The organism is Streptomyces sp. NBC_00569 (assembly GCF_036345255.1).
GTDB lineage: Bacteria > Actinomycetota > Actinomycetes > Streptomycetales > Streptomycetaceae > Streptomyces.
Map to the genome: position 1 here is coordinate 7495001 of NZ_CP107783.1, position 22890 is coordinate 7517890.

A 22890-nucleotide genomic window follows, 5' to 3' on the forward strand; every position below is an offset into this window, starting at 1 on the left:
GTGGCCAAGTTTTTAAGGGCGCACGGTGGATGCCTTGGCACCAGGAACCGATGAAGGACGTGGGAGGCCACGATAGTCCCCGGGGAGCCGTCAACCAGGCTTTGATCCGGGGGTTTCCGAATGGGGAAACCCGGCAGTCGTCATGGGCTGTCACCCATACCTGAACACATAGGGTATGTGGAGGGAACGCGGGGAAGTGAAACATCTCAGTACCCGCAGGAAGAGAAAACAACCGTGATTCCGGGAGTAGTGGCGAGCGAAACTGGATGAGGCCAAACCATATGCGTGTGATACCCGGCAGGGGTTGCGCATGTGGGGTTGTGGGATCTCTCTTTCACAGTCTGCCGGCTGTGGGACGAGTCAGAAACCGTTGATGTAGGCGAAGGACATGCGAAAGGTCCGGCGTAGAGGGTAAGACCCCCGTAGTCGAAACATCAGCGGCTCGTTTGAGAGACACCCAAGTAGCACGGGGCCCGAGAAATCCCGTGTGAATCTGGCGGGACCACCCGCTAAGCCTAAATATTCCCTGGTGACCGATAGCGGATAGTACCGTGAGGGAATGGTGAAAAGTACCGCGGGAGCGGAGTGAAATAGTACCTGAAACCGTGTGCCTACAAGCCGTGGGAGCGTCGCTGTATGTGCTTGCACATGCAGTCGTGACTGCGTGCCTTTTGAAGAATGAGCCTGCGAGTTTGCGGTGCGTTGCGAGGTTAACCCGTGTGGGGAAGCCGTAGCGAAAGCGAGTCCGAATAGGGCGATTCAGTAGCGCGCTCAAGACCCGAAGCGGAGTGATCTAGCCATGGGCAGGTTGAAGCGGAGGTAAGACTTCGTGGAGGACCGAACCCACCAGGGTTGAAAACCTGGGGGATGACCTGTGGTTAGGGGTGAAAGGCCAATCAAACTCCGTGATAGCTGGTTCTCCCCGAAATGCATTTAGGTGCAGCGTCGTGTGTTTCTTGCCGGAGGTAGAGCACTGGATAGGCGATGGGCCCTACCGGGTTACTGACCTTAGCCAAACTCCGAATGCCGGTAAGTGAGAGCACGGCAGTGAGACTGTGGGGGATAAGCTCCATGGTCGAGAGGGAAACAGCCCAGAGCATCGACTAAGGCCCCTAAGCGTACGCTAAGTGGGAAAGGATGTGGAGTCGCACAGACAACCAGGAGGTTGGCTTAGAAGCAGCCACCCTTGAAAGAGTGCGTAATAGCTCACTGGTCTAGTGATTCCGCGCCGACAATGTAGCGGGGCTCAAGCGTACCGCCGAAGTCGTGTCATTGCGATATATACCCCCAACGGGGATCGTGATGGGTAGGGGAGCGTCGTGTGCCGGGTGAAGCAGCCGCGGAAGCGAGTTGTGGACGGTTCACGAGTGAGAATGCAGGCATGAGTAGCGATACACACGTGAGAAACGTGTGCGCCGATTGACTAAGGGTTCCTGGGTCAAGCTGATCTGCCCAGGGTAAGTCGGGACCTAAGGCGAGGCCGACAGGCGTAGTCGATGGATAACCGGTTGATATTCCGGTACCCGCTGTGAAGCGTCAAACATTGAATCAGGCGATGCTAAGTCCGTGAAGCCGTTCCGGACCCTTCGGGGAAAGGAAAGTGGTGGAGCCGACGGACCAGACTTGTAGTAGGTGAGTGATGGGGTGACGCAGGAAGGTAGTCCAGCCCGGGCGGTGGTTGTCCCGGGGTAAGGGTGTAGGGCGCTGTCTAGGTAAATCCGGACAGCTTGTGCCTGAGACCTGATGCCGAGCCGATTGTGGTGAAGTGGATGATCCTATGCTGTCGAGAAAAGCCTCTAGCGAGTTTCATGGCGGCCCGTACCCTAAACCGACTCAGGTGGTCAGGTAGAGAATACCGAGGCGTTCGGGTGAACTATGGTTAAGGAACTCGGCAAAATGCCCCCGTAACTTCGGGAGAAGGGGGCCATCACCGGTGATTGAATTTACTTCATGAGCTGGGGGTGGCCGCAGAGACCAGCGAGAAGCGACTGTTTACTAAAAACACAGGTCCGTGCGAAGCCGTAAGGCGATGTATACGGACTGACGCCTGCCCGGTGCTGGAACGTTAAGGGGACCGGTTAGTGCACTTTCGGGTGTGCGAAGCTGAGAACTTAAGCGCCAGTAAACGGCGGTGGTAACTATAACCATCCTAAGGTAGCGAAATTCCTTGTCGGGTAAGTTCCGACCTGCACGAATGGCGTAACGACTTCTCGACTGTCTCAACCATAGGCCCGGTGAAATTGCACTACGAGTAAAGATGCTCGTTTCGCGCAGCAGGACGGAAAGACCCCGGGACCTTTACTACAGTTTGATATTGGTGTTCGGTTCGGCTTGTGTAGGATAGGTGGGAGACTTTGAACTCTGGACGCCAGTTCAGGGGGAGTCGTCGTTGAAATACCACTCTGGTCGTGCTGGATGTCTAACCTGGGTCCGTGATCCGGATCAGGGACAGTGTCTGATGGGTAGTTTAACTGGGGCGGTTGCCTCCTAAAGAGTAACGGAGGCGCCCAAAGGTTCCCTCAGCCTGGTTGGTAATCAGGTGTTGAGTGTAAGTGCACAAGGGAGCTTGACTGTGAGACCGACGGGTCGAGCAGGGACGAAAGTCGGGACTAGTGATCCGGCGGTGGCTTGTGGAAGCGCCGTCGCTCAACGGATAAAAGGTACCCCGGGGATAACAGGCTGATCTTCCCCAAGAGTCCATATCGACGGGATGGTTTGGCACCTCGATGTCGGCTCGTCGCATCCTGGGGCTGGAGTCGGTCCCAAGGGTTGGGCTGTTCGCCCATTAAAGCGGTACGCGAGCTGGGTTTAGAACGTCGTGAGACAGTTCGGTCCCTATCCGCTGTGCGCGTAGGAATATTGAGAAGGGCTGTCCCTAGTACGAGAGGACCGGGACGGACGAACCTCTGGTGTGCCAGTTGTCCTGCCAAGGGCATGGCTGGTTGGCTACGTTCGGAAAGGATAACCGCTGAAAGCATCTAAGCGGGAAGCCTGCTTCGAGATGAGTATTCCCACCCCCTTGAGGGGTTAAGGCTCCCAGTAGACGACTGGGTTGATAGGCCAGATCTGGAAGCCCGGTAACGGGTGGAGGTGACTGGTACTAATAGGCCGAGGGCTTGTCCTCAGTTGCTCGCGTCCACTGTGTTTGTTCTCAGATAACGAACAATTGTGTCGGCTGAACGGCCGCACTACTTAATTGAAGAGTGTGCTTGTTCGCTGCCTTGTTCGGGAACCCGTTTCCTTGAAACGGGACACTGATAGGGTTTCGGTGGTCATAGCGTGAGGGAAACGCCCGGTTACATTCCGAACCCGGAAGCTAAGCCTCAAAGCGCCGATGGTACTGCAGGGGGGACCCTGTGGGAGAGTAGGACGCCGCCGAACAATTTTTAGAGGACCCTCGGTCCCAGCACACACGCTGGGGCCAAGGGTCCTTTTTTGTTTTGTCGAAGCGCGCCGGCTACCCGGCTGCGCGAGAATGACTGCGGTACCGAAGACAGGAGTCACCCATGTCCACCAACTCTCCCGATGATCGACCGGATCGCGACCAGCGACGCCGGGACAGTGGTGACCGGGACCGCGACCGGGGCGGATACCGAGGCGGACCGCGACGCGACAACGACCGCGGTGGCCAGGCGCCCCGCCGGGACGACCGCGGCGGCGACCGTGACCGTGGTCCCCGTCGTGACGGTGACCGTCCCGGTGGCGACCGTCCGGCCTTCCGTCGTGATGACCGTCGCGACGATCGCGGCGGCGACAACCGCGGTGGTGGCTTCCGCCGTGACGACAGCCGCGGTGGCGACAACCGTGGCGGTGGCGGTTACCGCCCCCGTGACGACCGTGACCGTGGACCCCGTCGTGACGGCGACCGTCCTCCCTTCCGACGCGATGACCGCCGTGACGACAACCGGCGCGACGACCGTCGTGACAACGACCGCGGTGGCTACCGCCCCCGTGACGACCGTCGTGATGACCGCCGTGACGACAGCCGCGGTGGTAGCTTCCGTCGCGACGACAGCCGCGGTGGCGACAACCGTGGCGGTGGCTTCCGCCGTGACGACCGTGGCGGGGACACCCGTGGTGGCGGCTTCCGTCGTGATGACCGCCGTGACGACCGTGGTGGCGACAACCGCGGTGGTGGCGGTTACCGCCCCCGTGACGACCGTGACCGTGGACCCCGCCGTGACGGTGACCGTCCCGGTGGCGACCGTCCCGCCTTCCGCCGTGACGACAACCGTCCCTCCTTCCGTCGTGATGACCGTGGCGGGGACACCCGTGGTGGCGGCTTCCGTCGTGATGACCGCCGTGACGACCGTGGTGGCGACAACCGCGGTGGTGGCGGTTACCGCCCCCGTGACGACCGTGACCGTGGACCCCGCCGTGACGGTGACCGTCCCGGTGGCGACCGTCCCGCCTTCCGCCGTGACGACCGCCGGGACGACAGCCGCGGTGGTGGCTACCGTCCCCGCGACGACCGTCGTGATGACCGGCGTGACGACCGCCGGGACGACAGCCGCGGTGGTGGCTACCGTCCCCGCGACGACCGTCGTGATGACCGGCGCGATGACCGCCGGGACGACAGCCGCGGTGGTGGCTTCCGTCGTGACGACAGCCGTGGTGGCGGATACCGGCCGCGTGACGACCGCGACCGTGGGCCGCGCCGCGACGACCGTGGTGGGCGTCCCGGTGGGTTCCGTGGGCGTGACGACCGCGGGCGCGACGACCGCCGTGGCGGTGGCCGCTTCCGCGACGAGCGTGACCGCGACCGCGAGCCCATCCGCCGGCTGCCGATCCCCGAGGACGTCACCGGCGACGAGATCGACAAGGACGTACGGCAGGAGCTCCAGAGCCTGCCGAAGGGCCTGGCCGAGGACGTCGCCAAGAACCTGGTGATGGTCGCCAAGCTGATCGACGAGGACCCCGAGCAGGCCTACGAGTACTCGAAGATCGCGCTGCGGCTCGCCTCCAGGGTGGCCGCCGTGCGCGAGGCCGCCGGCTTCGCCGCGTACGCGAACCAGAAGTTCAGCGAGGCGCTCGCCGAGTTCCGCGCCGCCCGGCGCATGACCGGCAACGTCGAGCTGTGGCCCGTCATGGCGGACTGCGAGCGCGGTCTCGGGCGCCCCGAGAAGGCCCTCGACATGGCCGGTGCGCCCGAGGTGGCCAAGCTGGACAAGGCCGGACAGGTCGAGATGCGGCTCGTGGCGGCCGGTGCCCGGCGTGACATGGACCAGCTCGACGCCGCCATCGTGACGCTGCAGAGCCCCGAGCTCGCCTCGAACTCCGTACAGCCGTGGACCGCGCGTCTGCGGTACGCGTACGCCGACGCGCTGCTCGCCGCCGGTCGTGAGGGCGAGGCGCGCGAGTGGTTCGCGAAGGCCATCGAGTCCGACCGCGACGGCAGCACCGACGCGTCCGACCGGCTTGCCGAGATGGACGGGGTCGAGTTCGTCGACGCCTTCGAGGGCGAGTCCGACGAGGCCCCCGCCGCCGTCGCGGGGCCGAAGGCCGCCGCGGGTGACGACGACGAGCCGTGGGTCGAGGACGACGAGGACGCCGAAGAGTTCTACGACGAGGACGACGAGGAGTTCGAGCCCGAGAACGACAAGGGCTGAGCTCAGCGGCTGACTGCCGGCCGCGCATGAGGAAGCACGACGAACGGGCGGGATCCCAGCGATGGGGTCCCGCCCGTTCGTCGTATGCGCCCACGCGCGCGTGGGCGCCACGGTCAGTCGGCGAGTGTGCGCAGCACCAGACCCGTCGCCGGTTTCGGGCCGAACGACGTCGACTTGCGGGGCATCGTCACGCCCTGCCGTGCCAGGTCGCGGACCACTTCCTCGCGGACCGGGTGCATGAGGACCGCCGTGCCGCCGTCACGTTCCGCCTTCGCGACCGTGGCGGCCGCGTCGTGGATGTACGCGATGTGCTCCGGCGAGTCCTCGGGGATGCGCCAGACATGGTCCAGGAGCGTGGAGTGCAGGACCGTCGCGTCCAGGGTGCGCCAGGCCTCCGGGCGGTCGGCAGGGATCGTACGGGCCAGGAGGTCCGGGGACGGGGTGTCCGCGAGGTGGAAGGAGCCGGTGCCGGCGAGGAGGAAGGCGTTGCCGTGGGCGGCCGCGTCGGCGAGGGCTTCCAGGGCGTGCGGCAGAGGGCCGGGGATCTCGCGCAGGCGGAAGGAGCCCTTCAGCGCGGCCAGGGCGGCCGGGACCGGGAGGCGGTGCAGGAGGCGATGGATGGCGCGCACGCGCAGCGGATAGCGGGCCGTGTCCACCAGGAGGACGAGGCCGAAGTCCCATGGGGTGGGGGACGGTTGTTCGGAGCGCAGGCGCAGATACGTCGCCCAGCGGTGGTGGCCGTCCGCGATCAGGGCCTGGTGGTGGGCGAGGCCCGCGCGGACCTCGGCCAGCTCGGCCGGGTCGGTGACCGACCACAGGCGGTGGGCGAAGCCGTCCTCCGTGGTCGTCGCGAGGAGCGGGGGGCGCTTGACCGTGCGTTCGATGACCGCGGTCGCGCCCGTCGCGTTGCCTTCGCTGCGGTAGGTGAGGAGCAGGGGTTCCAGGTTGGCGGCCGTGGCGCGCATCAGGCCCGCGCGGTCGGCGACCACGTGCGGCATGACGTCCTCGTGGGGCAGGACGACCCCTTCGGACGGCTCGGACAGGCGCAGGGCACCGATGACGCCGCGCTGGAGATGGTCGCCGTCGCGCTGCTCGTAGACGTAGAGCGCGGGAATCTCGTCCGGGGCCAGGATCCCCTCGGACAGCCAGCGGCGCAGGGTGTCGGCCGCGAGGGCGTTACGGGTGTCCGGGGAGACGGCCTGCGGGAGGATCAGGCGGACGATGTTGTGCGGGTCCGCGGACTCCAGGTGGTGCAGGCCGTCGGGGCGGACGACCACGTCGTACGGGGGTGACGTCACGGCGGCGAGGCTGCCCACGCGCTCGGGGACGTAACGCACACCCCTGAACGGGATCAGGTCGAGGCCGTCACTGTCCGTCGGACCTGGGGGACCTGCAGTGTTCATGGCTGCATCGTATGTGTGTCAGTGGCATGAGCGATGATCGGGGGAGTGGGATCGAACGAGGAGCGATGTGTAATGAGCCAGACCGTCAGGACGTGGCCCGAAGGCAGCCGGCGGGCGCTGAACGAGGCGTACGACACGGCGCTGCTCGACCTCGACGGGGTGGTGTACGCGGGCGGTGACGCCATCGCGCACGCCCCCGAGTCGCTCGCCGTGGCGCGCGACTCGGGCATGGGGCTCGCCTACGTCACGAACAACGCGCTGCGTACGCCGGACGCCGTGGCCGAGCATCTGACGGAGCTGGGGATTCCGACGGACGCGGCGGACGTCATCACGTCGGCGCAGGCGGTGGCGCGCCTGATCAGTGAGCAAGTGCCGGACGGGTCACGGGTGTTGGTGATCGGCGGGGAGGGGCTGAGGGTCGCGCTGAGAGAGCGCGGGCTCGAGCCGGTGGACTCCGCCGACGACGAGCCGGTGGCGGTGGTGCAGGGATACGGCGGGCCCGACATGGCCTGGGGGCGGTTCGCGGAGGCCTGTTACGCGATCGCGCGCGGTGTGCCGTGGTTCGCGTCCAATACGGACCTGACGATTCCGAGCGCGCGGGGCATCGCTCCGGGCAACGGCGCGGCGGTCGAGGTCGTCCGAATCGCGACGGGTGCGCAGCCGCAGGTCGCCGGCAAGCCGCTGCCTCCGATGCACCGCGAGACGATCCTGCGCACCGGCGCGGAGCGGCCGTTGGTGATCGGGGACCGCCTCGACACGGACATCGAGGGCGCGTTCAACGGGGAGGTGGACTCGCTGCTCGTCCTGACCGGTGTCACCGACGGCGCGCAGCTGCTCGCCGCGCCGCCCCAGCACCGGCCCACGTATGTCGACGTCGACCTGCGGGGGCTGCTCACCGGGCAGCCGGAGGTCGAGGCGCGGGGGGACGGGTTCGCGTGCGGGGGCTGGGTCGCGACCGCGGGTGACGAGCGCCTTGAGCTGGAGGGGGACGGCGAGGCGATCGACGGCCTGAGGGCGCTGTGCGCGGCGGCCTGGACGGCGGGCGGGGACGGGGCCTGCGGGCTCGACGGTGCGAAGGCGCTGGCGCGACTGGGGGTTTGAGGCGGCGCGGGCGGGAAGGCGCGGACCGGCGGGTGGGGTTCTCTGCGCTTTCCCGAGCTTCTCGGTGCTCTCCGGTGCGTCTCCGATGCTTCCCCTCGCTTCTCTGCCGGTAGCGACCTCGAAGAGAGTAAGGAGGGTAGGCTAACCTAACCCCGTGTTGGTCGACAGTCCCCCCGAACAGCGCGCGGACACAGCCGCCGCGCCCCCGAACCGCCGGGCGATACGTACGGTCGGGCTCCTCGGAGCCGTCGTCGTACTGGTCGCGCTCCTGGTCGTGAGCATCGCGATCGGGGCGAAACCCCTGTCCGTGGACCAGGTGTGGCACGGCCTGTTCGACGACACCGGGACGTTCAGCGACGTCGTGGTCGGCGAGCGGCTCGCGCGCACGCTGCTCGGGCTTCTCGCCGGTGTCGCGCTCGGGCTCTCCGGTGCGGTCCTCCAGGCGCTGACCCGTAACCCGCTGGCAGACCCCGGGCTCCTCGGCATCAACATGGGCGCCTCGGCGGCCGTCGTCACCGCCGTCAGCTTCTTCGGCGTCACCTCGCTGACGGGCTACGTGTGGTTCGCCTTCCTCGGGGCCGCGGCCGTGGGCGTCCTCGTCTACGTCCTCGGCGGGACCCGCAGTGCGACGCCGGTGCGGCTCGCCCTCGCCGGGACCGCCATCAGCGCCGCGCTCTACGGCTATCTCCAGGCCGTGATGATCATGGACAACGCGGCGCTCGGCAAGATGCGCTTCTGGACGGTGGGTTCGCTCGTCTCCGCCGACATGTCGACGATCCGGCAGGTGCTGCCGTTCATCGCTGTCGGTTCGGTGCTCGCCCTCGCCCTCGCGCGGCCGCTCAACGCCATGGCGATGGGCGACGACACGGCGCGCGCCCTCGGCGCGAACCTGAACAGGACGCGTGCGCTGTCCATGGTGGCTGCCACGCTGTTGTGCGGCGCCGCGACCGCCGCCTGCGGGCCCATCGTGTTCGTGGGGCTGATGGTGCCGCACGTCGTCCGTTCCTTCACGGGCCCCGACCTGCGCTGGATCCTGCCGTTCTCCGCCGTCCTGTCGCCCGTGCTGCTGCTCGGCGCGGACGTCGTCGGCCGGCTCGTGGCGCGGCCCGCCGAGGTCCAGGTCGGCATCGTCACCGCGATCATCGGCGGTCCGGTCTTCATCTACCTCGTGCGCCGGCGGAAGGTCACCCAGCTGTGAAGGCGATCCGTACCCGGGGCGGGATCTCCCTGCGCCTCGACATCCGCGCGCTCGTGATCGTCCTCGTGCTGCTGTGCGTCGCGCTCGCCGCGAGCGTCGCGCTGATCGGCACCGGCGACTTCCCCATCTCCGGCACCGACGTGATCCGTACGCTGCTCGGCAACGGTGACCCGGGGCAGGAGTTCATCGTCAACGAGCTGCGGCTGCCCAGGGTCCTCGTGGGCCTCCTCGTGGGCGCGGCGCTCGCGCTCGGTGGCGCGCTCTTCCAGGCCATCTCCCGCAATCCGCTGGGCAGTCCGGACATTCTGGGCCTCGGCCAGGGCTCCACGGCCGGTGCGCTCGTCATGATCGTGCTGTTCTCGGGGGGTGCCGCCCAGGTCGCGCTCGGGGCGCTCGTCGGCGGTCTGGTGACCGGCTTCGCCATCTATCTGCTCGCCTGGAAGCGTGGCGTGCACGGATACCGGCTCGTCCTGGTCGGCATCGGAATGTCCGCCGTGATGACCGCGGTCAACGGCTATCTGCTGACCAAGGCGGACATCGTCGACGCCGCCCGCGCGACGGTCTGGATGACCGGATCGCTCGACGGCCGCGACTGGAACCAGGTCTGGCCCCTGCTCGCCCTGTGCGCCGTCCTCGTACCCGTCGTCCTCACGTACGCGCGGCCGCTGCGCATGCTGGAGATGGGCGACGACGTGGCGAACGCGCTCGGGGTGCGCGTCGAGCGGACGCGGCTCGTCCTGCTCGTGGCCGCCGTGCTGCTCACCGCCGCGGCCACCGCCGCCGCGGGACCGGTCGGATTCGTCGCGCTGACCGCCCCCCAGCTGGCCCGGCGGCTGACCCGCTCGCCCGGTCCGAACATCGCGGCGTCCATGGGCATGGGCGCGGCCCTGCTCGTCACCGCCGACTGGATCTCGCAGCGTGCCTTCGGCGCCGACCAGCTGCCCGTCGGAGTGGTCACCGGAGTCGTCGGCGGTGTCTATCTGCTGTGGCTCCTGGTCTCCGAGCGGAAGGCCGGCCGGATATGAGCGACAGGAACCCCAGCCAGAGCAACAACCGGAGGAGCACCACCGTGAACCGACTGTCCGCCGAGAACGTCACCCTGGGCTACGACCAGCGTGTGATCGCGTCGGAGCTCTCGGTCGAGATCCCCGACAACTCCTTCACCGTGATCGTCGGCCCGAACGCCTGCGGCAAGTCCACGCTGCTGCGCGCCCTGTCGCGGATGCTGAAGCCGTCGACGGGCCGGGTGCTCCTCGACGGGCAGGCCATCCAGTCGATGCCGGCGAAGAAGGTGGCGCGCACGCTGGGGCTCCTGCCCCAGTCGTCGATCGCGCCGGACGGCATCACTGTCGGCGACCTCGTCTCCCGCGGCCGCTACCCCCACCAGGGCCTGCTGCGCCAGTGGTCCCGCGACGACGAGCGGATCGTGCAGGAGTCGATGGCTTCCACCGGAGTCGCCGAACTCGCCGATCGCTTTGTCGACGAACTGTCCGGCGGCCAGCGCCAGCGCGTCTGGATCGCCATGGCGCTCGCCCAGCAGACCCCGCTGCTGCTCCTCGACGAGCCGACCACGTATCTCGACATCCAGCACCAGATCGACGTACTGGACCTCTGCGCGGAGCTCCACGAGGAGCAGGGGCGCACGCTCGTCGCGGTCCTGCACGACCTCAACCACGCGGCCCGCTACGCCACCCACCTGATCGCCCTGCGCGGCGGCGAGGTCATCGCCGAGGGAGCGCCGGGCGACATCGTCACCGCGGACCTCGTCGAGCGGCTCTTCGGGATGAAGTGCCAGGTCATCGACGATCCGGAGACCGGTACTCCGCTGGTGGTGCCGGCCGCGCGCAAGGCCAGGAAGGCCCAGCCCCGGGACGCGGAGACGTCCGCGAAGACGGTGGCTAGAGCAGCGTCCTGAGCCGCAGCAGATCGCGGAAGCCGGCCTCCAGCCTGATCCGGCCGGAGGCCCAGGCCTTCGCGAAGTTCAGCCTGCCGTCCACCATCGCGACCAGGTCGTCGCCGGTCATCGCGAGCCGGATCTGCGCCCGTTCGGGCGGTGGCCCGTCGACCGTGTCGAGCACCTCGATCCGGCCGTTCTCGAGCCGGCCCGTGAACGTGATCCCGAGGTCCGTGACATGGCAGCTCAGCGAGCGGTCGAGCGCGGCCGCGCTGCGTACCCCGCCGTCCGCGCCCGCCAGATTGTCCGAGAGTTTGTCGAGTGCGGCACGGCACTCCTGCGTCGTCGCCATCGCGGTCGACCGTACCCCAGTGCTACGCGGTAGCGTCGTGGCATGAACGACTCTCATCCGGACCCCGACCAGGTGCCGGACCAGGCGGCCGGGGTCCCGGAGGTCTGGGACGAACCGTCGTACGAGCCTGCGGCCCCGGCCCCCCTCGGCATCCCGCGCGCCCCCACCGGCAACGCGGACGTGGACGCCGGGCTCGACCGGCTCGCCGACGTCGACCACCTCACTGCCGACGGACACATCGAGGTGTACGAGGATGTACACCGGGGCCTGCGTGACGCGCTGACCGCGCTGGACGCACGCCCCGAGCCCTCACCCTCGAACCGACACAGGAGCTGAACCGAACGTGGCAGGAGTGGCACGACGCCGCCTCGACGCCGAGCTCGTCCGCCGGAAGCTCGCCCGCTCGCGCGAGCACGCGAGCCAGCTGATCGCCGCGGGGCGCGTCACGGTCGGCAGGACCACCGCGACCAAGCCCGCCACGCAGGTGGAGACCGCCGCCGCGATCGTGGTCACGCAGGACGACAACGATCCCGACTACGTCTCGCGCGGCGGCCACAAGCTCGCGGGGGCCCTCGCGGCCTTCGTACCGCAGGGGCTCGCCGTGGAGGGGCGCCGCGCGCTCGACGCGGGGGCGTCCACGGGCGGGTTCACCGACGTACTGCTGAGGGCCGGCGTCGCCCATGTCGTCGCCGTCGACGTCGGATACGGACAACTCGCCTGGTCACTCCAGAGCGATGAACGCGTCACCGTCAAGGACCGTACGAACGTACGCGAATTGACGCTGGAGGCGATCGATGGAAAACCCGTGGACCTGGTCGTCGGAGACCTGTCCTTCATCCCGCTCGGCCTGGTGCTCCCCGCACTCGCGCGGTGCGCGGCGCCCGACGCGGACCTGGTGCTCATGGTGAAGCCGCAGTTCGAGATCGGCAAGGACCGCCTCGGCAGCGGCGGTGTCGTGCGCAGCCCGGAACTGCGGGCCGAGACGGTGCGCACGGTGGCCCGGCAGGCCTGGGAACTCGGCCTCGGTGCAAGGGGCGTGACGGCGAGCCCGCTGCCCGGGCCGTCCGGAAACGTCGAGTACTTTCTGTGGCTCCGCGCCGGTGCGCCCGAACTCGACCCGGCGGACGTTGACCGTGCAGTGGCGGAGGGGCCGCGTTGACACAGACTCGAGCTCGTACTGTTTTCCTGCTCGCGCACACCGGGCGGCCCGCCGCCATCCGGAGTGCCGAACTAGTCGTCGAGGGGCTGCTGCGCTGCGGCATCGGCGTACGGGTCCTGGAGTCGGAGGCGGCGGACCTGCCGCTCCCGGCGTCGGTGAAGCTCGTGAAGGAGGCGACGCCGGAGTGCCTCGACGGCTGTGAGCTGCTGGTCGTCCTCGGCGGCGACGGGACTTTGCTGCGCGGCGCCGAGTTCGCCCGCGCCTCCGGAGTCCCGATGCTCGGGGTGAACCTCGGCCGGGTCGGCTTCCTCGCCGAGGCCGAGCGCGACGACCTCGACAAGGTGGTCGACCGCGTCGTCACCAAGGCGTACGAGGTCGAGGAGCGCATGACGATCGACGTCGTCGTGCACAGCAACGGCGATGTCGTGCACCGCGACTGGGCGCTCAACGAGGCCGCCGTGCAGAAGATGTCGGCCGAGCGGATGCTCGAGGTCGTCCTGGAGATCGACGGGCGTCCCGTCACCGGCTTCGGCTGCGACGGCATCGTGTGCGCGACGCCCACCGGCTCCACGGCCTACGCGTTCTCGGCCGGCGGTCCCGTCGTGTGGCCCGAGGTCGAGGCGCTCCTCATGGTGCCGATCAGCGCGCATGCCCTGTTCGCCAAGCCGCTGGTCACCTCGCCGGACTCGGTGCTCGCCGTCGAGGTGCAGCAGCACACCCCGCACGGGGTGCTGTGGTGCGACGGACGGCGGACCGTGGAACTGCCCGCCGGCGCGCGCGTCGAGGTGCGGCGCGGAGCGGTGCCGGTGCGGCTCGCGCGGCTGCATCACGCCTCGTTCACGGATCGGCTCGTCGCCAAGTTCGCGCTGCCCGTGTCTGGCTGGCGCGGGAAGCCCCACTAGGACATCCCGCAGGTGATCACGTCCGTACGACGGTGATCGCGCGGTGGCGCATCACCGACCGCACCGGGACACCGGTCGCGAGCAGCGTCAGCAGGAGCGTGCCCGCGACCGTCCCGGCGGCCAGGGTCCACGGGACGTACGGCAGCGGCGAGCCGAACGCCGTGTCGAGGATCGGCGCGAGCGTGGCGAGCGCGATCAGGGCGCCGAGCAGCAGCGCCGTTCCGGCGACGACGACGGCCTCCCAGGCGGCCATGGAACGCACCTGGCCGCGCTGCGTGCCGACGACGCGCAGCAGGGCCACGTCCCGGCGTCGCTCGAACGAGATCATGGCGAGCGTGTTGGCGGCGGCTATGGCGGCGAACCCCGCGTACAGCGCCGTACCCATGTAGTCGAGCCACACTTCGCCGGTGCTGCCCGCCGAGCCCGTGCGGTGCTGTGCCGTCGTGTGCAGGGCGACCTTGGTGAGGCCGAAGCCGACGACGAGGACGAGCGGGACGACGGCGGCCGAGAAGCGGCGGGGCTGTGAGCGGACGTTGAGCATCGCGAGCCGTGCACTCGCGCCGAAGCGGCCCACGAGCGCCGAGACCAGCCAGGCCGCGGGGCCCACGATCCGCGGGCCGAGCAGGCCCACGCCCACGCAGAACAGGATCAGGACGAGGAACGCCCCCTGACCCGCCTCCTCGGCGTCCTGCCGGGACAGCAGTACCGAGAGGGCGCACGCCCCGCCCACAGCGACCAGGCCGAGCGGCGCCCTGAGCAGCCCGAGACGCCGCCTGCCCGCCGCCGCCTCGGACAGGGCGCGGGCGGGCCGCAGGAGCGAGAACCGCAGCGACGAGAGCAGCGCGGCGACCGTCGACGTCACCACGGCCACCCCGAGGCAGACCGGCAGCGCGGCCCAGCTGAAGCGGAACGGCACCCCCGGCGGGATCAGGCCGTGCGTGACCATGCCGGAGAACCAGGCCCTGGCGAGCAGCCCGCCCGCCGCGAAACCCGCGAGCGCCGCGGGGACGGACGCGGCGAGGGCCTGTCTCGCCACCGCGCGGCGCACCTGGCGCGGCCGGGCCCCGATGGCGCGTACGAGGGCGAGCTCGCGGTGCTGCTGCGTGACGGCCGTGCCCATCGTCGAGACGACCACGAAAATCGACATGTAGATCGAACCGATGAGGAGGACGGCCGCGATGTCGCCGACGCCGTTCTGCGTGATGCGGTGGCGCGCGCCGGCCGGCAGTCCGTCGGTGCCCGTGGCGAGCAGCACCGTCGTCGACGCGCTCACCACCGTCGCCGCGAACAGCGCGGCGACCGCCGTGCCGACGAACGCGGGCCGGTGTGCGCGCAGGGCCGCCCGGGCCAGTCCGGTACTCATGGGATCAAGCGTGCGGGCGCGCGGGGCGTGCGCACCATCCGGCGGGCAGGCCGCTTCGGCCGGGGGCTGTCCCCACCCTCACGGGTGACAACAGGTGACAACGCGCGACGGGAGGACCGGACAGAGCCACGCACGACCTGCGATTTCGGTCCGCCGGGAGGGAAGCGGGGCAGGGCCCGTCGCACACATGGCTCCGGACCTCGTAAGGTCGTGTCCGTGTTGGAGGAGATGCGGATACGGTCGCTCGGAGTCATCGACGACGCGGTGGTCGAGCTGTCGCCGGGATTCACCGCCGTGACCGGCGAGACCGGTGCCGGCAAGACGATGGTGGTCACCAGCCTCGGCCTGCTGCTCGGCGGGCGCGCGGACCCCGCCCTCGTACGGATCGGCGCGAAGGCGGCGGTCGTCGAGGGCCGGATCACCGTGCCCGAGGGCACCGCGGCCGTCGTGCGCGCCCAGGAGGCGGGTGCGGAACTCGACGACGGGGCGCTGCTCATCAGCCGGACCGTCTCGGCGGAGGGACGCTCACGGGCGCATCTCGGCGGGCGTTCGGTGCCGGTGGGCATGCTGACCGAGCTCGCCGACGAGCTCGTCGCCGTGCACGGCCAGACCGACCAGCAGGGGCTGCTCAAGCTGTCCCGGCAACGCGGTGCCCTCGACCGGTACGCGGGCGACGCCGTCGCCGTGCCGCTCACCAAGTACCAGGCCGCGTACCGCAGGCTGCGGGCCGTCAGCGCCGAGCTCGACACCATCGTGACGCGCGCGCGTGAACGCGCCCAGGAAGCGGATCTGCTGCGCTTCGGACTCGACGAGATCGCGGCCGTCGAGCCGCGCGCCGGCGAGGACGTCGAGCTGTCGGCGGAGGCCGAGCGGCTCGGTCACGCGGAGGCGCTCGCCTCGGCCGCCTCCGCCGCGCACGCCGCGCTCGCGGGCAACCCCGAGGACCCCGAGGGCGTCGACGCCACCACCCTCGTGGGCGGCGCGAACCGCGCGCTCGACGCCGTGCGTTCGCACGACCCGGCCCTGTCCGCGCTCGCCGACCGGATCGGCGAGATCGGCATCCTCCTGTCCGACGTGGCGGGGGAACTCGCCGGATACGCCGACGACCTGGACGCCGACCCGCTGCGGCTCGCGGCGGTCGAGGAGCGGCGGGCCGCGCTGACACAGCTCACGCGCAAGTACGGCGAGTCCATCGACGAGGTGCTCGCCTGGGCCGAGCAGGGATCGGCGCGGCTGCTCGAACTCGACGGAGACGACGACCGGGTCGGTGAGCTGACCGCAGAGCGGGACGGCCTCCGCAGCGAACTGGGCGTCCTGGCACAGGCGTTGACGGACTCCCGCACGGAGGCGGCGTCACGCTTCGCGGAAGCCGTCACGCAGGAGCTGGCCTCGCTCGCCATGCCCCACGCGCGCGTGTCCTTCGACATCCGGCGCACCGACGACCCGGACGGCGTCGAGCTCGACGGGCGCACGGTCGCGTACGGCCCCTCCGGTGTGGACGAGGTCGAGCTGCTGCTCGCCCCGCACCCCGGCGCCCCGCCGCGGCCGATCGCCAAGGGGGCCTCGGGCGGTGAGCTGTCACGCGTGATGCTCGCCGTGGAGGTCGTGTTCGCGGGGACGGATCCCGTGCCCACGTATCTGTTCGACGAGGTCGACGCGGGCGTCGGCGGCAAGGCGGCCGTGGAGATCGGGCGGCGGCTCGCCAAGCTCGCCAGGTCGGCGCAGGTCGTCGTCGTCACGCACCTTCCGCAGGTGGCGGCGTTCGCCGACCGGCAGCTCCTCGTGGAGAAGACGAACGACGGGACCGTGACCCGGTCCGGTGTCACCGTCCTCGAGGGCGAGGACCGGGTCCGCGAGCTGTCCCGGATGCTGGCGGGCCAGGAGGACTCCGAGACGGCGCGCGCGCACGCGGAGGAACTGCTCGCCACCGCCCGAGCGGACGCGTAACCGCCCATGGAGAAGCGTGTGGTGGGCCGGTTCGCGGCTCTCGCGGCCGGAGCGGTCGTGGCCCGGGCCGGGTATACCGCGCTGCGGAGGGCCAGACCGGGTGGGTCCGCCCTGTGGGAGCGGACGAACCACGCGGGCCGGGCGGTCGACCTGTACGCCGGGCCGGCCGTCGTGGCCGGGGCCGTCGCCGGTGCGGCTGCCGCCACCTCGGGGCCCGGTCGCCGGGCCGCCGTCCTGGCCGTGCTCGCCGCGGGGGCTTGCGGGGCGTACGACGACGTGGCGGGCGCCGGTGATCCGCGCAGCGGGTTCCGTGCCCATCTGTCGGCGCTGCGCGACGGCGAAGTGACCAGCGGGGCCGTGAAGTTGATCGGTATCTCCGCCGCGGGGCTCGTCGCCGGAGCGCTGCTCGAGGAACGGGCCGTGGACAAGGCGCTCGCCGGTGTCGTGATCGCCGGTGCGGCGCACCTCGTGAACCTGGTGGACGTACGGCCCGGGCGGGCGGCCGCGGCCGTGCTCGCGCTCGGGGCGCCCGGACTGCTCAAGGGGGCCGTCGCCGCGGCCCCCATGGGCGCGGTGGCAGCGGTCCTGCCGGAGGATCTCGACGGGCGCACCATGATCGGCGACACCGGGGCGCACGCCCTGGGCGCGGCACTCGGCGTCGCCGTCGTCGCCGGGAACGGGCGTGCCGGACTCCTCGCGCACGCGGCCGGACTGGTTCTCGCCGCGGCATACGGGGACAAAGTGACCGCACTGGCCCGCGGGGCGGAGTCAGCCCGGCACGCGTGAATTCACGCGTGTGGGTGATCCCGTACGACGTGTTGCCCACTCCGACACGGTCAGGACTCCGGCCCGGTGCCGGAACGCCCGTACGGGCTGGCATCCTTGGCCCAGACCGTTACGGCGCGACATCCCCGCGCGTCCCGCACCGACCGACCCAGGAGCCCCGGCCGCGTGAGTCACGTGAGCAGCCAGCCAGCGCACGGCCATTCGCCGCTGCGCACCGTGCAAGTGCTGGGCGGCGGCAGCGCCGGAAGCAGCACGCACGTCAGGTCGCTGGCCGCCGGACTCGTCGCCAGGGGAGTACGCGTCACCGTCTGCGCCCCCACCGAGGTCGCGCACGTCTACGGCTTCGCGGACGTCGGCGCGCAGCACGTCACCGTGCCCCGCAGCAGCGATCCCGGATCCGTCGCGGCGCTCCGGCTCGCCTGCGCCGACGCCGACCTCGTCCACGCGCACGGGCTGCACGCCGGGCTCCGTGCGTCCCTCGCGCTCAGCGGCCGGACCACGCCCCTCGTCGTCACCTGGCACACCCGCTCCCACGCCGAGGGCGCCCGCGCCCATCTGCTCCGGCTGCTCGAACGGCGCGTGGCGAGGGCCGCGTCCGTGGTCCTCGGTACGTCCTCGGACCTCGTCGAGCGAGCGCGTGTGCGTGGCGCCCGTGACGCCAGGCTGGCCGCGGTCGCCTTCCCGGCGCCGCGCGGCCCCGACCCGTCGGAAGCCGCGCCGGTGTCCGGACCCGAGGGACCCGAGGACCCGGAGCGCCTGCAGCACAAGGCGAGGGCCGAACTCGGCGCCGTGGAACGGCCGTTGCTGATGGCCGTGGGCAGCCTCGTGAAGCACCGCGGCTACGGGACGCTGCTGGACGCCGCGCGCACCTGGCGCCACCTCGACCCCGTGCCGCTCGTCGTCATCGCGGGCGAGGGGCCGGAGCGGCGCGCGCTCCAGGGCCGCATCGAGAGCGAGGAGCTGCCCGTACGGCTCGTGGGGCGCCGGGACGACGTCTCCGAGCTGCTCGCTGCCGCTGATGTGGCTCTGCTGACCAGTAGTTGGGAGTCCCGCTCGGTCCTCGCGCAGGAGGCGCTCCACGCGCGCGTACCGCTCGTCGCCACCGACGTCGGCGGCATCCCCGAACTCGTGGGCGACGCGGCGGAACTCGTCCCCTACGGCGACGCGCGCGCCCTCGCCGACACCGTCGTCCGCCTCCTGTCCGACCCCGCTCGCCGCGACCGGCTCAAGGAGCGCGGCACGCTGCAGGCGGCGTCGTGGCCGACGGAGGACGAGACGGTGGCCCAAGTGCTCAGCGTCTACGACGAGTTGACGGGAGCCCGGCCGCCGGGCTGACCTGACCGGCGCCCGACGGCACGCTCACCCCACATGCCTGCGCGCCCGAAGCGCCAGGCTCAACGCGAGTACCGTCTGCGGGTCGTCCAGGTCCGTGCCGAGCAACTCCCCTATGCGGGCAAGGCGGTTGTAGAGCGTCTGACGGTTCAGGTGGAGTTCGCGGGCCGTCTCCGCCTTGCGGCCCGCGTGCGCCAGATACGTCTGGAGCGTGGGAAGGAGCGGGGGCTTGGCGCGGCGGTCGTGGGCCTGGAGCGGGCCGATCGCGCGCTCCACGAACGCCGCCAGGTCCGGATGGTCCCGCAGCCGCCACAGCAGCAGGTCGATGTCGAGGCGCCGCGCGTCGTACCAGGGCCGGTCCGACAGACCCTGCGCCGCCGTGGCCGTCTCGGCCGCGTGCCGCAGGCCGGCCGCGGCCGCGGCCCAGCCGCCCGCGCCGCCGACCACGACGACCGGCGGCTGCGCCCCGGCGCGCTGCATGCCCGCCCGCTCGACCCCCGCCCGCAGCGCCGCCGCCACCCGGTCCGCGACCGCTGTGCGCTCCGAGTCCGACCGCAGCCCGAGCAGCAGGGGGACGCGCCCCTCGACGGGCCGTACGCCGAGCAGGACCGGAACGCCGACCGCGGCCAGCTCCTCGGCGACCGCCCGGGCGAGCACCGCCCAGCCGCCGCCGGGGGAGAGGCCCACCGAGCCCACCGACGCCTCGGGCAGCCGCATCACGACCGGCAGCAGCGGCCCCTGGCCGCCCGGCTTGAACCCGAGGACGCGCGCCTGCGCCGGGGCGTCGTCGGGCGTGATCCTGCCCTCCGCGAGATCCGTGAGGAAGTCACCGCGGCCGCGCGCCGCCAGCTCCTCCTCCTGGCGGGCCTGCATCAGGACGACGGCGAGGCTGCTCGCCGCCCGTTCCGCCGCGATGCGGTGCACGGGCGCCAGCGGGGCCGCGACCGGCAGCAGGACGAGGCGCGCCCGCACGGACCCGGTGCCGGGCCCGCCGCCCGGCACGTCGACGAGCACGGCCCCGGCCGGCGGCTCGTCCCGGTCGGCGGGCTTGCCGCGCATCCCCTCCCACACCTGGAGCGGGTCGGCGACCTCGGGCTCGCCCCCGGCCGCGTACAGGAGCTGCCCGTCGGCCGTCTCCAGGAACACCGGGTTGCCGCTGAACTCGGCGAGAATACGCAGGACTTGGGGCACTCCGCCGCCGCCGAGCAGGGCCTCCGTGCAGCGCCGGTGCACCTCCTCGGCGCGCTGGAGCAGCGCGTAGTGCCCGTTGACGATCTCGGTGTGGACCTCCTCGGTGACCGTCACGAACGGCACCTCACGGTGCAGCTGCACCAAGGGGAGGCCGGCCGCGCGCGCGGTCTCCACCAGCGCGGCGGGCAGCCGCGCGAAGCGCTGGCCCAGCTCGATGACGAGCGCGGAGATCCCGCGGTCGGCGAGCTTGCGGACGAAGGCCCGCTGCTCCGCGGGGCGTGTACCGATGCCGAACCCGGTGGTCAGGAGCAGCTCGCCGCCCTTGAGGAGCGAGGCGATGTTGGGTACCTCGCCCGCGTGCACCCAGCGCACGGTGCGCTGCAGCCGGTCCCCGCCCGCCACCACTTCCGGGAGCCCGCTGCGCAGACCTGGCAGTTCCAGGGCCCGCTGCACGGTGATGCCGCCCTGGGTGCCGGGCGCGCTGCTGTGGGGGGCCTGAGTGTCCATGGTGCGGACGCTACCTGCGCGCACGGTGCGGGAAAACCTCCGGCCACCAGGCAGGACGCCGTTCATGCCACCGGCGGCGCGCCCCGCAGGGGAACGCGCCGCCGGAACGGTGATCAGGAAGCCGCTCTAGCCGCCGTATGCCCCCGAGGCCGTCAGCCGCAGGGCCGTGTCGATCAGCGGAACGTGACTGAACGCCTGCGGGAAGTTGCCGACCTGGCGCTGCAGACGCGAGTCCCACTCCTCCGCGAGCAGACCCAGGTCGTTACGCAGCGACAGGAGCTTCTCGAAGAGCGTGCGGGCCTCGTCCACGCGGCCGATCATCGCGAGGTCGTCGGCCATCCAGAACGAGCAGGCGAGGAACGCGCCCTCGTCGCCCTCCAGGCCGTCGACGCCCGCGTCCTCGCCCGTCGTCGGGTAACGCAGGATGAACCCGTCCGGCGTCGAGAGCTCCCGCTGGATCGCCTCGATCGTGCCGATGACGCGCTTGTCGTCGGGCGGCAGGAAGCCCATCTGCGGGATCAGGAGCAGCGAGGCGTCCAGCTCCTTCGAGCCGTACGACTGCGTGAACGTGTTGCGCTCCTTGTCGTAGCCCCGCTCGCACACGTCCCGGTGGATGTCGTCGCGCAGTTCGCGCCACTTCTCCAGCGGCCCGTCCGCGTCACCCGACTCGATGAGCTTGATCGTGCGGTCCACGGCGACCCACGCCATCACCTTCGAGTGAACGAAGTGCCGGCGCGGCCCGCGCACCTCCCAGATGCCCTCGTCCGGCTCGTCCCAGTGCTTCTCCAGGTAGCGGATCAGCTTGAGCTGGAGCAGGGACGCGTAGTCGTTGCGGGTCAGGCCCGTCATATGGGCCAGGTGCAGCGCCTCGGTGACCTCGCCGTACACGTCGAGCTGGAGCTGGTGTGCCGCGCCGTTGCCGACCCGCACCGGCGCCGAGTTCTCGTAGCCGGGCAGCCAGTCGAGCTCCGCCTCGCCGAGCTCACGCTCGCCCGCGATCCCGTACATGATCTGCAGGTTCTCGGGGTCGCCGGCGACCGCGCGAAGCAGCCAGTCCCGCCAGGCACGCGCTTCCTCGCGGTAGCCGGTGCGCAGCATGGAGGACAGGGTGATCGCCGCGTCGCGCAGCCAGGTGTAGCGGTAGTCCCAGTTGCGGACACCGCCGATCTCCTCCGGCAGCGACGTCGTCGGAGCGGCGACGATGCCGCCGGTCGGCGCGTACGTCAGGGCCTTGAGCGTGATCAGCGAACGGACCACGGCCTCGCGGTAGGGCCCGTGGTACGTACAGTGCTCGACCCACTCGCCCCAGAACTCCTCCGTCGCCTCCAGGGACCCCTCCGGGTCGGGGAGGGCCGGCGGCCTCTGGTGCGAGGGCTGCCACGAGAGGGTGAACGCGATCCGGTCACCCGGCGCCACCGTGAAGTCCGAGTACGTCGTCAGGTCCTTGCCGTACGTCTCCGCGGTCGAGTCGAGCCACACGGAGTCGGGGCCCGCGACCGCGACCGTGCGGCCGTCGACCTTGTGCACCCACGGCACGATCCGGCCGTAGGAGAAACGCATACGCAGTGCCGAGCGCATCGGGACGCGGCCGCTGATGCCCTCCACGATCCGGATCAGCTGCGGCGCGCCGTCACGCGGCGGCATGAAATCGGTCACGCGGACCGTGCCGCGGGGGGTGTCCCACTCGGATTCGAGGATCAGGGAATCGCCGCGGTACGTCCGGCGTGCCGCGGTCGGCGGCTCGGCCTCCGGCGCGTGCGCCGGTCCCAGCCGCCAGAAGCCGTGTTCCTCGGTGCCGAGCAGGCCGGCGAAAATGGCATGCGAGTCGAAGCGTGGGAGGCACAGCCAGTCGACTGTTCCGTCCCGGCAGACCAGGGCAGCGGTCTGCATGTCTCCGATGAGTGCGTAGTCCTCGATGCGCCCGGCCACGTGCATCTCCAGTCGAACGGCCACGTACGCCCCCGGAAGGGCGATCGCTCTGCGGTCTCTGCGGTCAAGGGTTCGTGTTGGTGCGTCGTCGTGAGAAACGAACTGACGAGCTCTTGTTCCGGGAGTAACGGGCGGGGGTAGTGCCGTTTGCCGGCCTGGCTCGGCAGCGAGTGTCCGAGCAGGATACGACGCAGCACAGTGATCCGCGCGCCGGTCC

General features: G+C 70.4%; 17 protein-coding genes and 2 rRNA genes. 14 read left to right on the forward strand and 5 right to left on the reverse strand.

The genetic code is table 11. From position 1 onward, the window contains the following. The first annotated feature begins 2 nt into the window (after positions 1-2). From OHO83_RS33755 to OHO83_RS33770, 4 genes are all read left to right on the forward strand, one after another. Positions 3-3124, forward strand: a 23S ribosomal RNA gene (locus tag OHO83_RS33755). 140 nt (positions 3125-3264) lie between these two features. Then, a 5S ribosomal RNA gene (gene rrf / locus OHO83_RS33760) occupies positions 3265-3381 on the forward strand. 144 nt (positions 3382-3525) lie between these two features. Next, entirely contained in the window at positions 3526-4890 is a 1365-nt protein-coding gene (locus tag OHO83_RS33765) for a hypothetical protein (RefSeq protein WP_330280819.1), read from the forward strand. Further along, positions 4782-5609: a hypothetical protein gene (locus OHO83_RS33770; protein ID WP_266676246.1), complete on the forward strand. Its 828-nt coding sequence runs from the start codon at positions 4782-4784 to the stop codon at positions 5607-5609. The genes OHO83_RS33765 and OHO83_RS33770 overlap by 109 nt, the downstream gene beginning before the upstream one ends. A 113-nt stretch (positions 5610-5722) precedes the next feature. Here OHO83_RS33770 and OHO83_RS33775 read toward each other — a convergent pair whose 3' ends face one another. Further along, the gene (locus OHO83_RS33775; protein ID WP_266668977.1) at positions 5723-7012 is read right to left on the reverse strand and encodes a DUF1015 domain-containing protein; all 1290 of its coding nucleotides are present in this window, start codon (positions 7010-7012) and stop codon (positions 5723-5725) included. A gap of 72 nt (positions 7013-7084) precedes the next feature. Here OHO83_RS33775 and OHO83_RS33780 point away from each other — a divergent pair, with 72 nt between their 5' ends. The 4 genes from OHO83_RS33780 (at position 7085) to OHO83_RS33795 (ending at position 11226) form a co-directional block, all read left to right on the forward strand. Next, on the forward strand, positions 7085-8113 hold the full coding sequence (locus tag OHO83_RS33780; protein WP_266668975.1) for an HAD hydrolase-like protein: 1029 nt from the start codon (positions 7085-7087) through the stop codon (positions 8111-8113). 154 nt (positions 8114-8267) lie between these two features. Next, the gene (locus OHO83_RS33785) at positions 8268-9311 is read left to right on the forward strand and encodes a FecCD family ABC transporter permease (protein WP_266668973.1); all 1044 of its coding nucleotides are present in this window, start codon (positions 8268-8270) and stop codon (positions 9309-9311) included. Next, positions 9308-10336: a FecCD family ABC transporter permease gene (locus OHO83_RS33790; protein ID WP_330280186.1), complete on the forward strand. Its 1029-nt coding sequence runs from the start codon at positions 9308-9310 to the stop codon at positions 10334-10336. The genes OHO83_RS33785 and OHO83_RS33790 overlap by 4 nt, the downstream gene beginning before the upstream one ends. Beyond that, positions 10333-11226, forward strand: coding sequence for an ABC transporter ATP-binding protein (locus tag OHO83_RS33795; protein ID WP_266668969.1), 894 nt, complete (start codon positions 10333-10335; stop codon positions 11224-11226). The genes OHO83_RS33790 and OHO83_RS33795 overlap by 4 nt, the downstream gene beginning before the upstream one ends. Here OHO83_RS33795 and OHO83_RS33800 read toward each other — a convergent pair. Further along, positions 11210-11557, reverse strand: coding sequence for an SCP2 sterol-binding domain-containing protein (locus OHO83_RS33800; protein WP_266668967.1), 348 nt, complete (start codon positions 11555-11557; stop codon positions 11210-11212). The two genes, OHO83_RS33795 and OHO83_RS33800, sit on opposite strands and share 17 nt — an antisense overlap. A gap of 42 nt (positions 11558-11599) precedes the next feature. Between OHO83_RS33800 and OHO83_RS33805 the strand changes: the two genes are divergently transcribed. The 3 genes from OHO83_RS33805 to OHO83_RS33815 are packed head-to-tail and all read left to right on the forward strand — an operon-like array spanning position 11600 to position 13618. Next, positions 11600-11893, forward strand: coding sequence for a hypothetical protein (locus OHO83_RS33805; RefSeq protein ID WP_266668965.1), 294 nt, complete (start codon positions 11600-11602; stop codon positions 11891-11893). Positions 11894-11900: 7 nt separating this feature from the next. Then, the gene (locus OHO83_RS33810; protein ID WP_266668963.1) at positions 11901-12716 is read left to right on the forward strand and encodes a TlyA family RNA methyltransferase; all 816 of its coding nucleotides are present in this window, start codon (positions 11901-11903) and stop codon (positions 12714-12716) included. After that, positions 12713-13618: an NAD kinase gene (locus OHO83_RS33815; protein WP_266668961.1), complete on the forward strand. Its 906-nt coding sequence runs from the start codon at positions 12713-12715 to the stop codon at positions 13616-13618. The genes OHO83_RS33810 and OHO83_RS33815 overlap by 4 nt, the downstream gene beginning before the upstream one ends. Positions 13619-13634: 16 nt before the next feature. On the opposite strand, the gene OHO83_RS33820 is transcribed toward OHO83_RS33815, so the two are convergent. Next, on the reverse strand, positions 13635-14981 hold the full coding sequence (locus OHO83_RS33820; RefSeq protein ID WP_329435804.1) for an ABC transporter permease: 1347 nt from the start codon (positions 14979-14981) through the stop codon (positions 13635-13637). Positions 14982-15209: 228 nt separating this feature from the next. Here OHO83_RS33820 and recN point away from each other — a divergent pair, with 228 nt between their 5' ends. The 3 genes from recN (at position 15210) to OHO83_RS33835 (ending at position 19049) form a co-directional block, all read left to right on the forward strand. Then, a complete protein-coding gene (recN, locus tag OHO83_RS33825) occupies positions 15210-16928 on the forward strand; it encodes a DNA repair protein RecN (RefSeq protein ID WP_266676244.1) in 1719 nt (572 codons plus the stop codon). 6 nt (positions 16929-16934) lie between these two features. Further along, complete coding sequence (locus tag OHO83_RS33830) at positions 16935-17714, forward strand: hypothetical protein (protein WP_266668957.1); 780 nt, start codon at positions 16935-16937, stop codon at positions 17712-17714. 165 nt (positions 17715-17879) lie between these two features. After that, positions 17880-19049 carry a glycosyltransferase family 4 protein gene (locus OHO83_RS33835; protein ID WP_329435808.1) on the forward strand — a complete coding sequence of 390 codons (1170 nt, stop codon included), beginning with the start codon at positions 17880-17882 and terminating at the stop codon, positions 19047-19049. Between the two features lie 24 nt (positions 19050-19073). Here OHO83_RS33835 and OHO83_RS33840 read toward each other — a convergent pair whose 3' ends face one another. Together OHO83_RS33840 and OHO83_RS33845 are read right to left on the reverse strand one after the other, a co-directional pair. Beyond that, a complete protein-coding gene (locus OHO83_RS33840; RefSeq protein ID WP_266668953.1) occupies positions 19074-20744 on the reverse strand; it encodes a PucR family transcriptional regulator in 1671 nt (556 codons plus the stop codon). Positions 20745-20870: 126 nt separating this feature from the next. Beyond that, the gene (locus OHO83_RS33845) at positions 20871-22679 is read right to left on the reverse strand and encodes a glycoside hydrolase family 15 protein (protein WP_266676242.1); all 1809 of its coding nucleotides are present in this window, start codon (positions 22677-22679) and stop codon (positions 20871-20873) included. Positions 22680-22890 lie beyond the last annotated feature (211 nt).

What these genes read in the sequence shown, in the direction of transcription:
- OHO83_RS33765 (WP_330280819.1), top strand. Translation starts at nt 3,526, where the DNA reads ATGATCGACCGGATCGCGACCAGCGACGCCGGGACAGTGGTGACCGGG.
- OHO83_RS33775 (WP_266668977.1), bottom strand. Translation starts at nt 7,012, where the DNA reads ATGAACACTGCAGGTCCCCCAGGTCCGACGGACAGTGACGGCCTCGAC.
- OHO83_RS33780 (WP_266668975.1), top strand. Translation starts at nt 7,085, where the DNA reads ATGAGCCAGACCGTCAGGACGTGGCCCGAAGGCAGCCGGCGGGCGCTG.
- OHO83_RS33795 (WP_266668969.1), top strand. Translation starts at nt 10,333, where the DNA reads ATGAGCGACAGGAACCCCAGCCAGAGCAACAACCGGAGGAGCACCACC.
- OHO83_RS33800 (WP_266668967.1), bottom strand. Translation starts at nt 11,557, where the DNA reads ATGGCGACGACGCAGGAGTGCCGTGCCGCACTCGACAAACTCTCGGAC.
- OHO83_RS33805 (WP_266668965.1), top strand. Translation starts at nt 11,600, where the DNA reads ATGAACGACTCTCATCCGGACCCCGACCAGGTGCCGGACCAGGCGGCC.
- OHO83_RS33820 (WP_329435804.1), bottom strand. Translation starts at nt 14,981, where the DNA reads ATGAGTACCGGACTGGCCCGGGCGGCCCTGCGCGCACACCGGCCCGCG.
- recN (WP_266676244.1), top strand. Translation starts at nt 15,210, where the DNA reads ATGCGGATACGGTCGCTCGGAGTCATCGACGACGCGGTGGTCGAGCTG.
- OHO83_RS33830 (WP_266668957.1), top strand. Translation starts at nt 16,935, where the DNA reads ATGGAGAAGCGTGTGGTGGGCCGGTTCGCGGCTCTCGCGGCCGGAGCG.
- OHO83_RS33840 (WP_266668953.1), bottom strand. Translation starts at nt 20,744, where the DNA reads ATGGACACTCAGGCCCCCCACAGCAGCGCGCCCGGCACCCAGGGCGGC.
- OHO83_RS33845 (WP_266676242.1), bottom strand. Translation starts at nt 22,679, where the DNA reads ATGCACGTGGCCGGGCGCATCGAGGACTACGCACTCATCGGAGACATG.